Source organism: Acinetobacter sp. ANC 5378 (assembly GCF_013004315.1).
Classification (GTDB): domain Bacteria; phylum Pseudomonadota; class Gammaproteobacteria; order Pseudomonadales; family Moraxellaceae; genus Acinetobacter.
On record NZ_JABERK010000015.1, the window covers coordinates 29,683 to 45,856 of the forward strand.

Annotated in this window: 13 protein-coding genes; 9 read left to right on the top strand and 4 right to left on the bottom strand. The window is 42.3% G+C overall.

Annotation, left to right across the window (positions count from 1 at the left end; genetic code table 11):
* The first annotated feature begins 16 nt into the window (after nucleotides 1-16).
* The 3 genes from ubiH to HLH16_RS05635 all read left to right on the top strand — a co-directional run bounded on the left by ubiH (nucleotide 17) and on the right by HLH16_RS05635 (nucleotide 2,891).
* Entirely contained in the window at nucleotides 17-1,225 is a 1,209-nt protein-coding gene (gene ubiH / locus HLH16_RS05625; RefSeq protein ID WP_171528594.1) for a 2-octaprenyl-6-methoxyphenyl hydroxylase, read from the top strand.
* Entirely contained in the window at nucleotides 1,222-2,466 is a 1,245-nt protein-coding gene (locus HLH16_RS05630) for an FAD-dependent monooxygenase (RefSeq protein WP_171528595.1), read from the top strand. The genes ubiH and HLH16_RS05630 overlap by 4 nt, the downstream gene beginning before the upstream one ends.
* 176 nt (nucleotides 2,467-2,642) lie before the next feature.
* Entirely contained in the window at nucleotides 2,643-2,891 is a 249-nt protein-coding gene (locus HLH16_RS05635; protein ID WP_171528596.1) for a hypothetical protein, read from the top strand.
* An 81-nt stretch (nucleotides 2,892-2,972) separates the two neighbouring features.
* Here HLH16_RS05635 and rsmI read toward each other — a convergent pair whose 3' ends face one another.
* Nucleotides 2,973-3,812 carry a 16S rRNA (cytidine(1402)-2'-O)-methyltransferase gene (gene rsmI, locus HLH16_RS05640; protein ID WP_171528597.1) on the bottom strand — a complete coding sequence of 280 codons (840 nt, stop codon included), beginning with the start codon at nucleotides 3,810-3,812 and terminating at the stop codon, nucleotides 2,973-2,975.
* A 12-nt stretch (nucleotides 3,813-3,824) separates the two neighbouring features.
* On the opposite strand from rsmI, the gene HLH16_RS05645 reads away from it, so the two are divergent.
* The 4 genes from HLH16_RS05645 to HLH16_RS05660 all read left to right on the top strand — a co-directional run bounded on the left by HLH16_RS05645 (nucleotide 3,825) and on the right by HLH16_RS05660 (nucleotide 6,817).
* Nucleotides 3,825-4,760 (top strand): penicillin-binding protein activator, encoded by a 936-nt coding sequence (locus tag HLH16_RS05645; protein ID WP_171528598.1) that lies wholly within the window; start codon nucleotides 3,825-3,827, stop codon nucleotides 4,758-4,760.
* The gene (locus HLH16_RS05650; RefSeq protein WP_502707639.1) at nucleotides 4,760-5,191 is read left to right on the top strand and encodes a YraN family protein; all 432 of its coding nucleotides are present in this window, start codon (nucleotides 4,760-4,762) and stop codon (nucleotides 5,189-5,191) included. Before HLH16_RS05645 ends, HLH16_RS05650 begins: the two co-directional genes overlap by 1 nt.
* Before the next feature lie 65 nt (nucleotides 5,192-5,256).
* On the top strand, nucleotides 5,257-5,940 hold the full coding sequence (locus tag HLH16_RS05655) for a BON domain-containing protein (RefSeq protein WP_171528599.1): 684 nt from the start codon (nucleotides 5,257-5,259) through the stop codon (nucleotides 5,938-5,940).
* A complete protein-coding gene (locus tag HLH16_RS05660) occupies nucleotides 5,930-6,817 on the top strand; it encodes an alpha/beta hydrolase (RefSeq protein WP_171528600.1) in 888 nt (295 codons plus the stop codon). Before HLH16_RS05655 ends, HLH16_RS05660 begins: the two co-directional genes overlap by 11 nt.
* Nucleotide 6,818: 1 nt before the next feature.
* Here HLH16_RS05660 and nudC read toward each other — a convergent pair whose 3' ends face one another.
* From nudC to dnaQ, 3 genes are all read right to left on the bottom strand, one after another.
* Entirely contained in the window at nucleotides 6,819-7,592 is a 774-nt protein-coding gene (nudC, locus tag HLH16_RS05665; protein WP_171528601.1) for an NAD(+) diphosphatase, read from the bottom strand.
* The gene (locus HLH16_RS05670; RefSeq protein WP_171528602.1) at nucleotides 7,592-9,235 is read right to left on the bottom strand and encodes a chemotaxis protein; all 1,644 of its coding nucleotides are present in this window, start codon (nucleotides 9,233-9,235) and stop codon (nucleotides 7,592-7,594) included. Before HLH16_RS05670 ends, nudC begins: the two co-directional genes overlap by 1 nt.
* Before the next feature lie 126 nt (nucleotides 9,236-9,361).
* On the bottom strand, nucleotides 9,362-10,774 hold the full coding sequence (gene dnaQ, locus HLH16_RS05675) for a DNA polymerase III subunit epsilon (protein ID WP_171528603.1): 1,413 nt from the start codon (nucleotides 10,772-10,774) through the stop codon (nucleotides 9,362-9,364).
* A gap of 218 nt (nucleotides 10,775-10,992) precedes the next feature.
* On the opposite strand from dnaQ, the gene HLH16_RS05680 reads away from it, so the two are divergent.
* Both HLH16_RS05680 and HLH16_RS05685 read left to right on the top strand, forming a co-directional pair.
* Nucleotides 10,993-14,286: a LysM peptidoglycan-binding domain-containing protein gene (locus tag HLH16_RS05680; RefSeq protein ID WP_171528604.1), complete on the top strand. Its 3,294-nt coding sequence runs from the start codon at nucleotides 10,993-10,995 to the stop codon at nucleotides 14,284-14,286.
* Between the two features lie 29 nt (nucleotides 14,287-14,315).
* Complete coding sequence (locus HLH16_RS05685; RefSeq protein ID WP_171528605.1) at nucleotides 14,316-16,154, top strand: extracellular solute-binding protein; 1,839 nt, start codon at nucleotides 14,316-14,318, stop codon at nucleotides 16,152-16,154.
* The last annotated feature ends 20 nt before the right edge of the window (nucleotides 16,155-16,174 follow it).

The window sequence follows — 16,174 nt, forward strand, 5'->3', positions numbered from 1 at the left end:
ATAAAAGGATCAAAGCATGCAGCAAGAAGTAATCATCATAGGCGGTGGTATGGTCGGGCTAAGTTTAGCCTTAATGTTAGCTAAGGCAAACATTGGGGTGAAGCTGCTCGAAGCCATCAAATATCCAAATTATGATGATGCCAATCTTGCACCTTATCACTCCAGTTTTGATGCACGAAATAGTGCCTTGTCACGTCGCAGTGTTCAAATCTATCAAGAACTCGGTTTGTGGAATGCCTTGCAAGAACATGCAACGCCAATTCTTGAGGTACATATTACAGAGCAAGGCAGTTTTGGTAAGGCACGACTAAAAGCTGAACAAGAAAAAGTCGAAAGCTTTGGACAAGTCATTGAAAATGCCTGGCTCGGTCGCGTACTTCTCACGGAAGTTAGAAAACAGCCGCTTATTGAGTTGATTGATGGTGTGCAAGTCACTTCACTAACGCAAGATGCTGATCAAGCTTATATTGAAGCTGTACGCGGTGAAGAAATCTTATCTTTACAATCCAAACTAGTGATTGCTGCTGATGGTCGTGATTCATTCTGTCGTAAAGCTTTAGGCATTGGTGTAGATGAACATGATTATGATCAAGTCGCTATTGTCACTACAGTGCAAACCTCAAAACAACACAATCATGTTGGTTTTGAGCGTTTTAGTCCGCTTGGACCTTTGGCGCTATTGCCATTACCGGGTGAATATCGTCGTTCAGTGGTTTGGCCGGTGAAAAAAGGAACTGAAGGTGAATGGTTAGGTGAAGAAAATGATCAACATTTCCTAGATGCCTTACAAGAAACTTATGGCGACCGGGCAGGCAAGTTCCAAAAAACTGGTCGCCGTTTTAGTTTCCCATTGTCCCAAGTCCTTGCCGAAAAACAGGCAGTAGGGCGTGTGGTGCTGATGGGTAATGCGGCACATACCATTCACCCCGTTGCAGGGCAGGGTTTTAATCTGTGCATGCGTGATGCGTATGTATTGGTGCGTTCTCTGACAGAAAAATTATCCAAATCTGAAGATATTGGCGAGCCAAGCATGTTACTGGCTTACGAGCAGGCACGCTTGACCGATCAACAGCGTGTGATCAAGTTCTGTGACACTGTGGTACGTGGCTTTAGTAACCAAAACCCTGTGCTCAAACTAATCCGCAATACCGGATTACTGGTTTTTGATATGATTCCGGGCGTGAAGCCATTGGTGGCAAATTACGCAATGGGGCTAAAAGCATGAGTTTAAATCAGTCAGATGTGCTAGATGTCGTCATTATCGGTGGTGGCCTAGTCGGTGGTTTAACCGCATTGTTGCTTGCGCAAGGTGGTGTTCAGGCGACGGTACTCGATGCTGCACCCATCTTAGATGAAACTAAAGTGCTAGGCGTAGCTAATCCACGTGTTTTGGCACTTAGCCAAGCCACCATCCATTTGCTCAAAACGGTGCATGTGTGGGAAAAGCTTGCCCGTCAGATGCCTTATAGCGGCATGCAGGTGTGGAATAAAAATGGCTATGGTGAGATTAATTTTGGACAATCCAGCCAAAACACACCCAGTGCTGAACAGACTTTAGGGTCGATGGTTGAGCCGAGTGTACTGAATCTGGCCATTCAGCAAAAAATGCTGGAACAGCTGCAAGATTACCATACTCAAGTCAAAGTCATACGCGTAGAACAAGGTGTGGGCGTCTGGCATATTCACTTGGCAGATGGTACGAAACTTAGTACTAAATTGGTGATTGGGGCTGATGGCGCAAATTCATTTGTCCGTGAACAAGCCTTTATTGACCTAGATATCCTCGATTACAAGCAAGCCGGTTTAACTTGCGCTATTCGAACAACCCAGTCACATCAACATGTGGCACGTCAGATTTTCCTTGAAACCGGACCATTGGCATTTTTACCTATGGCCAGTTTAAAGCCGGAACAAGATGGCTATTGGCAATCGATTGTTTGGACACTACCAGATGATTATGCAGAGCAATATGCAGCTTTGAATGATGCCGATTTTACTGCGCTGCTAACCCGTGAAAGTCATCACATGCTGGGTGAAGTATTGGAAGCTACACCACGGGCACAATTCCCGCTTAAAGCACGTGCTGCACAGCAATATGTGAAAGCCGGCTTAGCCCTGATTGGCGATGCCGCGCATGTGATTCATCCACTCGCCGGGCAAGGGGTTAATATTGGTTGTTTAGATGCTGCCATTTTATGTGATGCATTACTGCATGACAAAAAGCGTGGCGTATGGGCACATGAACAAACTTTGCAGCGCTACCAACACCGTCGCAAAGGACAAAATGATGCAATGATGCATAGCATGTCTGCGATTGGCTGGATGGAAACAACACAACTTTTCCCTGTGGTTTGGGCGCGAAATTTCGGCTTAAAACAGGTGGAGCAACATGCAGCCTTAAAAGATGTCTTTATGTCTCAAGCCAATGGATTACAGGTCTTAAAAGACACGTGTTATGCAGTTTGAGACTGAAAAGCTGCTTTTTGTACAAATATTCATATAAGTTTACTTTTTTGACTAAAAAAGATACGATTTTTTTGTATTTGACTCTATGCGAAACGATCAGAGATTGCTAAATTTCTTCCTAATTCAAAACCAATTCACATTGGAACTATGGAAGTCATTTGTGGGGAGAAAGAGAGATGACAGATATGAATGACTACGATGAAGTAGAAGAAACTGCAGTAGATGAGGATGAAGCGAAGGCTGCTGAAAAAGGGGCATCTGACAGTGAACCTACGCTAACTGATGGCGATGTGGCTGAAGCAGAAACTTTAACCGTGACTGCTAAACTCAAACAGCGTCAAGCCTTGGAAGATGAAGTTGCTGCGTTCCTTGCACGTGGTGGTCGCATTACTGAAGTCCCTGCGGATGAATCTGCAAAAGATTAATTGGTCCTTTACTTGGTTTTTGTAAGGGATATAAAAAAAGCATCACAGACGTGATGCTTTTTTAGTTTTACTGGCTCATTTTTAATCTTGATTGGTGAGTTCCAAAGCACGTTGATACGCTACTTTCTTTTTGATTCCAGTCAAATCGGCTGCCAATTGTGAAGCAGCTTTGACCGATAAATCTTGCAATAAACGCGTCAATAATTGATCCAGTTTTTCCTGATCCAAATCTTTTTCTGCTGTTGCACCACCAATAACCAGCACAATTTCGCCTTTTTGCTGGTTATGGTCAGATTCAATCAATTGAATCAACTCCGCCAAAGTCATTTTTTTGATGGTTTCAAATGTTTTCGTGATTTCACGGGCAAAACCAACCGGACGCTCTGCACCAAAAATATCAGCCATATCTTTCACTGACTCTAAAATACGATGCGGGGCTTCATAAAAAATTAAAGTTTGAGTTTCATCTTTTAACTTTTCTAACTGAATTCGACGCTGAGATTGACGCGAAGGCAAAAAGCCTTGAAAGCTAAAACGGTCACTCGGCAAACCAACAGAACTGAGTGCGGCAATCGCAGCACAAGCACCTGGTATAGGAACCACGCGAATATTATGCTCTTGTGCGGCACGAACCAGTTTAAAACCCGGGTCACTAATGAGCGGCGTACCTGCATCACTAATCAAGGCCATGTCTTCGCCATTCAGCAATCTTTGGATCAATATATCAATTTTGTTACTTTCATTATGCTCATGACACGCAGTCAGTGGAGTTGATATATTATGGTGCTTTAACAATTGAGCGGAAGTACGCGTATCTTCTGCCGCGATAATACTTACAGACTTCAAAACATGAATTGCACGATAAGTGATGTCATCTAAGTGCCCAATTGGGGTCGCTACAACAAATAACTGAGCACTCATAAGGTTTCTCCAATGTTGAATAATAAAAATAATTTGATAGGCTTCATGCTGTATTGCATTTTTACCCACGCACAAGCCGAGGTATTGGTCATTTTACCTGAATCGGGTCCTATGGCGCGAGCCGGATTGAGTGTCAAACAGGGTTTTATGAGTGCTTATCAAGCATCAGGTCAGAAAACTCCGATTAAATTTGTAAACTCGGATCAAAAACAAATTGCCCAGCTGTTAAAAAATAACGTGAATAAAAAAACTCAAATGGTGATTGGGCCTTTAGCACGCAATGAGGTGGAAGGGTTAATCAAGAGCAAACCCAAAGTTCGTGTTTTGGCTTTAAATGAAGTCACTGATCAAGCGGATAATGTCTGGCAATTCAGTCTATCCAAGAAAGATGATGCTTATGCGCTGAATCAGATATTGCAGAAAGATAAAATTAAGCAACTTTATGTTTTTCGCCAACCGGGAACAGAAATCGACAGTGAACTTTTTCTCATGTGTTTAGTTTCACAAATTGATTATCCCTTAACTGTTGTCGAGGAAATACCGAAGAAGTTGAATAAGCAAAGCAGTTTATTACTGCTCGGAAATAATGAATGGCTCAATACTCTGGCTAAGCTGCCGAATAAAAATCTCTATGTATTGGCGAATGCCATTGAACAGCATCAACCGATTCCCAAAGGTGCGAGGTTTTGTGATGTGCCTGCTTTATACGATCCGGGATGGTCAGATGTAATTAAAGCCTATCAACACCATCCTGTTTCCATGCCGTATCAACGACTATTGGCCTTTGGTAGTGATACCTGGCATATTGCGCAACAATATTTAGATGAACCGAATTTAAAAAGTATTGAATTTGAGGGGCGTACAGGGTTGATTAAAATCAGCAATAATCATATTCAGCGTATTCCACATTGCTATGAAAATACCAGAAAAGGCATTAAGACCTTGTAATGGCAACGAATATGCAAGCCAATTTAAATTTAGGACAATGGGCGGAACAACAGGCCTTAGCACTTTTACAAGCTCAAGGTTTTGCGCTCATTGTCACGAATTATCATTGTCGATATGGGGAAATCGATCTGATTGTGCAAAAGGATCAAGAATTGATATTTGTGGAGGTGAAAGCACGCTCTGCGACTCAATATGCACAATCATGTGAAACAATTTCACTCTCTAAACAAAAGAAGATTATGAAATCTGCCTTATGCTTTTTAAACACTCATCCACAATTCCAACAGTTTTATTGTCGTTTTGATGTGTTTTGTTTTGATTTTTTTCAACAATTTGCAAAAACAATACAGCAAGATTTTTCCAAATTCACTTATGATCAACAATGGATTGAAAATGCTTTTACTTTTGATCAAGAGTTTATTAATCTTTGAACAAAATCAGAGCATAAATGCTGAAATAAAATAGAATTGAAATTAACGATTAGGAGTCTTGCTGAGTGTTTAACCGTATTGCAATGACGTTACTGTGTGTAGCAAGTTTATCTGGTTGTGCAAGTTTCATCTCTGGTGGCACAGGAACAGCCCCAGTCGGAACAGAGAGTGGGGCCCGTTCACTTGGACAGGTATTTATTGACTCTTCTATAGAGCGTACCGCTAAAATTAATTTATATAAATTAGATGCACGATTTAAACAATCTCGTGTAAATATTGAAAGTTTTCATGGCAACGTCTTATTGACTGGCCAAGTACCAGATACCCATTTAAAGCAATTGGCTGAAGATAATGTACGTGCCATGAGCGATGTCAAAACTGTACATAATTATATTAAAGTGGGCAACCAAATTGGTTATGCCACCATTATGCAAGACACCACGGTCACCGCGAACACGCGTGGACTGATTATGAAAGCCGTTGTGGTATCCGATAGTAAAGTCCGCATTCATACTGAAGATGGCATTTTATATGTGATGGGACGTTTAAATAGTGCCGAGATCACGGATTTGAATCAGGTGCTTGAGCAAGTGGGTAATGTAACTAAAATCATTACCCTGATTGATAATGTTGAACAATCACGTGCAGTGACTTCAAGTTTTAGCAGTCCTGTGGTGTATGCACAACCGATTGAACAAACGCCTGTAGCCATTGATCCTGACCAAGCTGAACCTACGAATGCTCAATAATGTAACTGAAGTGGTTAAAAAGAAACTGGAACAAAATGTCGCATTGGTGAAAATGTTTTACAAGGATTTTCGCCTTTACGATTTTGGTAGTTATGCACTGAATCGTTTAACCCCTAAAAAAGGTTATTCGGTCGTTGAAAACATTGCTTATGGCTTAAGAGCACGACAACGCTTAGATATTTTTACTGCCGAAGCACCACGTGAACAACGTCCCTTAATTGTATTTGTACATGGCGGGGCGTGGTTACATGGAGATAAAAAAGATTATCGCTTTGTTGGTGAAGCCTTTGCGAAAGAGGGTTATGACGTTGCGGTGATCAATTATCATTTAGCACCTGAACATGTGTTTCCCAGTTATATTGATGACCTGAGTCTGGCATTAAACTATCTGACCCAGCATCAATCCAAACTGAATATTCGCACTGAAAAACTGGTGTTGATGGGGCATTCAGCCGGTGCATTCAATGTCATGTCGGCACTGTATCATCCGAAGCCGTATACCTTGCACTGCCGTGCCCAAATTCAAGCGATTATTGGATTGTCTGGACCTTATCATTTTGATTATAAAGATGATCCACTATGTGCCGAGGCGTTTGATCAGAGTGTACCTTATCAACAGGTGATGCCTTATTATTTTATTGAATCGAACACGGTGAAGCATTACCTGTTTTTGGCATCGAATGATCAAGTGGTAGGTCATAATAATTCAACTGATTTGCATCGTATTTTGCAGGAAAAGGGCAATCATAGCCAAATCATTACCATCCCGGGGACAGGGCATGTTTCCATTATGGGTTCGGTTTCGAGTTTGTTCAGTCGCTATTTCCAGACCAAGAAACAAATTTTAGCGGCTTTGGATGAAGCCCTAAAACCTTAGCTTATAACCATTCACGGGTGTCATCTGCAACAGGATGACCTTCGGTAATGTGTTTAATCATGGCATAAGCAATACTGCCTTTAAACGGAATTTCGGGCAGTTGATCCAATTTAAAAAATTGCGCATCGCTGATTTCTTCTTCTTGAAGTTTGATCTCTCCAGAAGCATATTCAGCGCGAAAAGCGAGCATTAAATTGCTTGGAAAAGGCCAGGGTTGGCTGGCAAGATATTGCACATTTTTTACTTTTAATCCGACTTCCTCAAAAGTTTCACGGCGTACCGCTTCTTCTAAGGTTTCTCCAACTTCGACAAAACCGGCAATCAGTCCATACATATTGCTTTTGTTTTTTGCATTTTTAGCCAGCAAAATTTCATCATCACCACGGGTAATGACCGTAATCACGCAAGGTTGTACTCGCGGATATTGGTGATAATGGCAAGCAGGGCAAATCATGGCATATTCAGTTGGATGTACTTCTGTCAGATGCCCACAGTGACTACAGAATTTATGGTTTCGACGCCATTCTAAAAGTTGAATTGCGCGACTGGCCTGTTCGAATTGTCTTGTATCCCAAAGCGTCAATAACTGACGGATAGGAACCAATTGTAAGCCTTGAGGAATAGGCTCGTGTTCGAGAAGATCACGGGCAATCACTTGATCGCCCGTGTTGAAGTGAAGATCACTTGCCAAACGTTCTACTTGAGGAAGTTGAAAATTTTCATCCACTAACAGTTGATGTTGATGAAAGATATAAGCAAGTGATAATTCAGACATTAGGCAACAGTTTTCAGTTTTTCGCTACTTTGCAATGCTACATTAAACATCGACTGCAATACAGGTTGTTTGTATTTTAAATTGTCAATCATCATATCGGCACTGGCTAAAGTATCGAGGGTGTGATTGATTTGTTCAGCATTAATCACTGTTGAACTTTCAATTTGCTGCTGAATAAATTCTGCTGCTGTTTTTAACGCGGTTTGACCAGCTTCAGCATTTAAGAACAACAGTGCACCACCAATTTCACGCAATTGGGTCGGCAGATTTTCTACAGTTGCCAAATTACTGTCTTGTAAATACTGCATTAGGGTTTGGCTAGCAAGCTCAATCACCGCTTTAGATTCATTGAGCAAAGCAGCATGTGCTTCGTCTAAACGGTCTAAAGAGATATTCATGTTGTGCACACGAAGCTGTAAACGGCTGGAGGTGTGATGACGTTCCAGTACGCCAATTGAATTCATTGCAGATAGAATGCAATTCATCAATTGTTGTGCAAAACCTTCATCTTTCAGCACTTCAGCACTGTTGAGCAAACTTGCTTGGCGTGATAAGTCATTAAAGGCTTCATTAAGATTGAGCACTTTGAAAATATTAGCAAGACTGCTTAATTTATCTTGTAACTCTTGTGTTTTTTCCGGGGTCATATTTTGATAGTTGTATTCGATATCGTTACGAATTTGTGTCATTTCAGTGGTCACAAGTTCGCTAATCGTATGCATGGTATCAAAATCGGGGCCATAAAGATGACGGCTGAATACTTGTAATTGTGTATCGGTCAGATGGTCTTCACCCAGATTAAGCTGGTTGCGGATATGCTCGGCAGTCTGATCTTCTTGGCTAATACACAAACTTAAAATATTGGCTAAATCGGCCAAGCTTGGCTTGAAACGATCCGGGGTGCTGAAGTACTGCGCCATATTGCGCTCAATGCTGACCAAGGTACGCAAACGCGGATCATTCAAAAGCAAGTGATCAATCTGCTCAAATGCGACATGCACCAAATTCCAATATTGCTTACTTGGCGTATTTTCGGCAAGACCGGCTAAATATGCACCGACCAGTTTGATCGCTTGTAGATCAAATTCGGTTTCTTCCTGTTTAATCAGCTTGTTTAAGGATAATTTGTACAAGCGATGCACATATTTAGATTTCTCTAAGCTTGGTGCTTTAGGAAGCTGGAAATCAGGAGTGATAGAGTCAAGTAAAGACTCAATATGTTGACCTTCATGGGTAACAGGTTTACCCAATACAATTTCCAGACGATTGAGTGTATCGAGCAAGAATTGCGGAATTTTAACTTCACGCAAGCAAATGAATTCGATATAGCGCTTCATCATGGTGGTGCCTTCGCTTAAGGCGATCACCTCTTGGGTGTTAATTTGCGCAGGATTCCCCATGATTTTGCGCATTAACTCAGCAGAATATTGAGCGATTTTAGCCAAGGTGGGCATATCAATCAGCACCAGTACCTGGGCACATTGCTCAAATTGATTCAGTGCATCATCAATACCAAAAGGTAAAGTTTGATCTTCTGCTAAGCTGCTAACCGCTGATTCGACTAGTTTAATTGAGTTATCAACCTCATTTTTTATTATCAGCAATGCAGTTGGGTCAAAATGAATAGAGGTTTGGTAAGACATGTATCTGCACCTTTCCTAGTGTTTTATCTGTTTATGAGCAGCCCGTTAAAGGCGAAACTTCTTTACATTCAACTATAACTTAACTGTTAAATGTTTAAATACAAAAAACCACTAGAAATGTAGATTTTATTTTGCAAAAAGACAAGCTGTGCCATGTTTTTCTTCAAATTCTTTGACCCAGGTCTCATGTGCTTTAAGTTCCTGCTCTGAAGGCAAGATGACAGGAAGCTCGATTTGTACACTTAAACGTGCAGTCTGTGCCTCTTGTTGCTCACTCTCGGTCAAGGTATCCATGTCAAAGGAAACTTGACCACCGGTCATGGCTAAATAGACATCTGCCAGAATTTCAGCATCGAGTAATGCACCGTGGAAAGTACGGTCTCGTTGTGGAATTTCATAACGGCGCACCAGAGCATCAAGGGAGTTTTTCTGTCCTGGATGTTTGCTTTTCGCCATGGCCAAGGTGTCGGTAACCTCACACACATCGGATAAAGCCACAAAGCCCGCACGTTTGAACTCCATGTTTAAGAAGTTCATGTCGAAGGTGGCGTTATGCGCAATAATCTCTGCGCCTTTTAAATACTCAAAAAGGACATCAGCAATTTCTGCATACACCGGTTTATCTTTTAAGAAATCATCTGAAATACCGTGGATATTTTCAGAATCACCGACCGGTTTTTTCGGATTGATATAAATGTGAATGGAGCTACCGGTCAATTTGCGATTGACCATTTCAATCGCACCGACCTCGATAATGCGGTCAGTGTCCTGGAAATAGAAACCGGTGGTTTCGGTATCCAGAATCAATTGGCGCGGACCATGAACCTGTTTGGTTCGTGGTGTAATCACAATATGTGGATGCTCTACATTTAATAGATCAGGCGCAACATTTTCTACAATTTCATCTTGAACTTCAGCTTCGTCATTCATCTCTTCAGACTGAATCATTTCTTGTGCTAAATTCTCTAAAGCTTCCGTGTCATCCTGTACATCTGATTCCATTAAATCGAAACCAAAAGGATCATCTAACAACCAATCCTTTTCCACTTTTTTTTTATCTAAAATTACAGCTTCTTCTAATGGGTTTTCTGCTTTTGATGATGGATTTTTCATGTTGGCTAAGGTTTGGTCTGCACCCAGGTTGGCAAGTTGATCTGCCATTTCATTGCCCGGATGTCCAGAATGACCTCTAATCCAGTTCCATTCAATTTCGCGGCCTTGGCAGGTTGCATCCAGAAGTTTCCACAGGTCTGGATTTTTAACATCTTTCCAGTTTTTCTTTTTCCAGCCATGAATCCACTCGGTAATGCCTTGTTTCACGTAATTGGAATCTGTCCAGATAATCAGTTTGGCATCAGTTGGGCAGGATTTAATGCCTTCAATCGCCGCAGTGAGTTCCATGCGGTTATTGGTGGTTTCAGGAACACCGCCATACAGTTTATGCTTTTCAGTTTCAGTAATGACATATGCACCCCAACCGCCTAAACCTGGATTGCCGCGGCAAGCGCCATCGACATAGAGTGTGATTGTTTGAGTCATATAAACCAAATCCGAACGAGTAAAAGTCAAATTGAACTGTGTGAATGGCATATTGTATAACGCAATTGCACATTTGAACTGTATAACATGCTTATTTTTTAATTTCTTGTAACATTTATAGTGAAATCGCGCTAAATTATTGCCTTGTGTCTAAGACATGCTTCACTACAATGGCATATCTAAAAAATAAATTTTATACGAGTTGTCTGGATTTTTTTATGTATAAACCAACCGCGATTTTGTGGCAGCCTTTATTACCCAATTTTTTTAAAATTACAGTATTGGGTTCAGCTTTAGCTGCGCTAGGTCTGACGGGGTGTTCCTCGAGCCAAAGTGCAACGCAAGGATCAAAATCGAAACTGGTGGGTTCTGCATATCTGGATGCCGACAGCTTGGACTCTTTGGAAGATCTACTCTCTGCAACAGATATGCGTGCGGTAGAAGGGGATCGTCTACTCATTTTAAAACACGGTGATGTTTGGAAGCGTATGACCGTGGGTTTTAAAATGGATCAAACCCATTGGGACTCTCGTATTGAAGCACAGCGTGGCTGGTTTATTTCACGTCAACCGTATTTAGACCGTTTGAGTGCACGTGCTTCACGTTATCTTTATCACACCGTAAAAGAAGCAGAGCGTCGTGGCTTGCCGACTGAACTGGCTTTATTGCCGATTATTGAGAGTTCGTATGACCCTGCAGCAACCAGTAGTGCAGCAGCAGCAGGCATGTGGCAATTCATTCCAAGTACTGGCCGTATTTATGGCCTGAAACAAACCAGTTTATATGATGGTCGCCGTGATGTCGTCGAATCGACGCGTGCAGCGTATGAGTTTTTAGGTGGTTTGTACAATCAGTTCGGTTCATGGGAACTGGCTTTGGCGGCATACAATGCAGGCCCGGGACGTATCCAGCAAGCGATTAACCGCAATAAGGCGGCAGGTTTGCCCACCGATTACTGGTCACTCAAACTGCCACAAGAAACCATGAACTATGTGCCACGTTTCTTGGCGGTTGCACAAATTATTAAAAATCCGGGGGCGTATGGAGTGTCTTTACCTCCAATTGCCAACCGCCCACACTTTAGAGAAGTGCCTGTAGGGACAGTGAATTTAAATGAAGTTGCCTCTATTACAGGTTTAAGCCGTGCCGAGCTATATCAATTAAATCCAGGACATCGTGGAGATTGGGTGGATAGTCAAAGCCCAATGAAGATTATTATTCCTGCGGATTTAAGTCCTGCTATTGATGCCCGACTTAAAAAATTATCTTCTAATTCTAGTGGTTTATGGGCCAGCACTGCACAACCCTTTACGCCAGAAAGATCTAATCCGCCTGAACTCAATACTCAAGTGATTAATCCGGTAAAAAAAGCACCTCCAGTATTAGCCACGACGACTACAAAAACCGCTCAACCCGTTGCAGCGACAGCGGTTAAAGCTGCGAATCCTGTGACCACAACTCAAGCCTCAAATACACGGCGTATCTCTACGCCTCAAGGTTCGGAAGCGTTGGCATTGTTTGCGTCGAATAGCGATATTCCAAGTGCACCACGTATTCCTGTTGCGGTAACTCCAGTGGCCAATGTTAAACCTGTGACTGTTGAGCCACCATTATCTGCGGCTGAACGTGAACAAATTTTGGCTGCAGTAAAAGCTGAAGGTGCAAATAAAACAGTTGAGCAAGTGCTACAGCCTGTAGCCAGCAAAGCTGAACAAGAGATAGTGGTTGCAGAACTTAAAGCCATTGCACCGCAAGGCACAGAAATTACCGATCCATTTGACGGTAAAATTAAACTCACTGCGATTCAAACCAGTCAGTCTGTGGCAGAGCAGCAAGGCAAGGAGTTGACTAAAGGCTTTGCTTATCCTAAAGGGGTAGCGGAAAATACCAAAATTGATTCTGACGAAGCAAAACGTAACCAAGGTAAAAACTACGTTAAGACTGATTCAGAAATTGTGGTGGTTGCACCTAAAGGAAAACGCAGTACCTATACCGTTCTTCCTGGAGATACCTTAGCCGTTATTGCGATGAAAAATGGCTTGAACTGGCGTGATGTGGCGAAGTGGAATCAGATTGATCCAAATTCACCGCTGTACGTGGGAACCAGTATTTATCTCTACGATGCGAAACCGCAAAGTACAGAAACACCTGCTCAAGGCAGGGCAAAAACACAGCCTGAAAGCTATGTGGTTCAAGCCAATGACAGTTTGACTGGAGTCGCTAGCCAGTTTGGCATGTCGGTTAAACAACTTGCGGACTACAATAATTTATCCGTCAGCAGTGGTTTGCGTGTTGGGCAAAAATTGTCGTTAAAAGAAACGGCTCAAAGCAATTCCGACCCTGTGGAAACCAGGACCAATAATTCAAAATCCACTGCTAAAGTGAAAACCAAGTCTTATGTGGTCAAACGTGGCGAATATTTAAAACTGATCGCTGACCGTTATGCCTTGTCTAATCAGGAGCTGGCAGATTTAACCACGGGTTTAACTGCGGGCAGTAGCTTAAGGGTGGGGCAAAAAATCAATGTTCCATTAAATGAAGTTGAAAGCAAGGTAGAGATTAAGCAGGAAGAAAAAACGATTCCAGTGAGAGACGTTTCAGAACTCGCGTATAAAACTGAAAGCTATCGTATTCAACGGGGTGACACGTTATCCAGTATTGCTGCACATTCGAAAATCTCTTTAACTGAATTAGCTCAACTCAATAAATTATCCAATAGCAGCGGTTTGCAAGTCGGTCAGACCATTAAAATTCCTGCAGGTTCAACTGTTCCTGAAAGTTATACAGTGCAATCAGGCGATAGTTTGTCGGCTATTTCAGCTAAATATAATTTAGGCATGGATTATATTGCCAATATTAACGGCATTAACCGTAATACAGGCTTGCGTGTTGGACAGCGCTTAAAACTCAGTGGTGAAGCTGCACCTGCGGTTCAGTCTGTAAATGAAACAGTCATGGACAAAACTGAAAAAGCAGTCAAAGGCGTGAAGCCAACTGTGCATGTTGTGAAATCGGGTGAAACTTTAAGTTCGATTGCACGTCAGTATTACTTGCAGCTTCAGTATTTGGCCGATCTCAATCAAATCAGTACTAAAAGCACTGTACGTATCGGACAGCAGCTAAAAATTGGTTTGCCGCCTGAAATTGAAGCGAGAGCCAACAGTATTCGCCCTGTCGTTGCAAGTCCGCTAAAAACTAAATCTTCATCTACAAGTACTGATACCTATACAGTGAAACCGGGTGAGTCTTTAAATGCGATTGCGAATCGGGTAGGTGTATCGGTGGCTGAACTGGCATCATTAAATGATCTAAATACACGTGCAGGTTTACGTGTCGGTCAGCAGATCATGGTGCCTAAAACAGTCACAGAGTACAAAATCAAACGCGGTGATACCTTGATTGGCTTGGCCAACCGTTATGGACTGGATACGGATAAACTGGCGGAAATGAATGCGATTCAACCGAATACCCAATTGCGTATTGGCGATGTCATTAAAGTGCCGAACTTATAATTATAGGCAAAGACAGGGAGTCATTTTAGATGTCATTTGCTTTAGCAAAATGCTTGAGTTTTGCCTGCGGGGTTAGTCTTTTGACGCAAGGGTTGTGGGCCGCTGTGCAGACCACGCCTTATATTGCGGTACATAGCCAGCCGAAATACGCTGGCTTAGCTGTCATGCCTTATGCAAATGCCAATGCCCCCAAAGGGGGGTATTTAAGTACTGCAAGCAATGGCACATTCGATAACCTGAATAGTATGAATGGTAAAGGCAGCTCAACCGATGGCGTGGAATATCTGTTTGACTCGCTGATGTCGAATTCACTGGATGAGCCGGGAGTGATGTATCCCTTGCTGGCGGAGAAAGTGACTTATGATCCCAAGCAAACCAAATATGTCATTTTCCATTTAAATCCCAAAGCATGCTTTAGTGATGGCAGTGCAGTAACTGCCGAAGATGTTAAATTCAGTTTTGATGCTTATCGGACCAAGTCTAATCCGGGTTTGCAGATGTATCTGGCAGATCTGGATAAAACCGAAGTGTTATCCAAATCTGCAGTAAAAATGAGTTTCAAGTCTGACAATAATGCTGAAATGCCGCTGATACTATCGCAAATGCCGATTTATTCTAAAAAAGATTGGCAGAACAAAGATTTCACCCGGGTCACCATGCAGCCGATTCTAGGTTCAGGACCGTATCTGATTGATCGAATTGATGCCGGTCGCAGTATTAGCTATAAACGTAACCCGAATTATTGGGGCAAAGATTTACCGGTCAATAAAGGGCGTTATAACTTTGATCGTTTGAAGTATGTTTATTACCGTAGTTTGGACATTGCTTTTGAAGGTTTTAAGTCGGGACAATATACCCTGCATGAAGAGTTTACCGCGCGTAAATGGGTCACGGAATATCATTTCCCTGCGGTCAAAACAGGGATGGTGGTGAAATACAGATTCAAGCATCAGAATCCCATTCCGACACAAAGTTTTGTGTTTAATACCCGCCGTACACCTTTTCAAGATATCAAATTTCGCCAAGCCATCACTTATGCCTACGATTTTGAATGGCAAAACAAGGCGCTATTTTATGGACAATATCGAAGATTACAGAGTTATTTTGCCAATAGTGAACTGGAAGCGAAAGGTGTTCCAAGCAGTGCAGAACTGGCGATTTTAAAACCATATTTATCTAAATTAAATCCGATTCAACGTCAGGGTGTTTTGAAGGATTGGAAATATCCGGTTTCTGATGCCAGTGGTTTTAACCGCAATAATTTGCTGACTGCACGCCAGTTACTTATCAAAGCAGGTTATACCTTTAAGAATGGCCGTTTGCTTGATACCAAAGGCAAGCCGATTCGGATTGAATTTCTGATTCATCAAGATGGTTTACAACGTACGCTGATGCCGTTTATACGCAACATGAAACGTCTGGGTGTCGATGTGGCCATTCGTCATGTCGATGTGCCGCAGTACATTGAACGCATGCGTAGCAAGGACTTTGACATGACCACCAATGTGATGCCACAGTCTTTGAATCCGGGCAACGAACAGGCACAGTTCTGGGGCAGTGCATCGGCAGATCAGCCGGGAAATTATAATTATGCCGGCATCAAAAATCCGGTGATTGATGAAGTGATTCAGCAGCTCATCCGTGCACCTGATCGTGAACAATTGGTGGTCAGAACCAAGGTGCTGGATCGTTTATTGCGTGCCGGATATTATCAAATTCCGACCTATGGTAAAGGTGAAAACTGGTTTGCCTATTGGAACATGTATCATCAGCCCAAGGTTAAACCAAAGCTTTCAACAGGGATTGACTATTGGTGGAGTGATGCTGCAGAAGCGAAAAAAGTCACCCATTATTTAGGTCAACAATAAGCAATAGCACAGGCACAAGG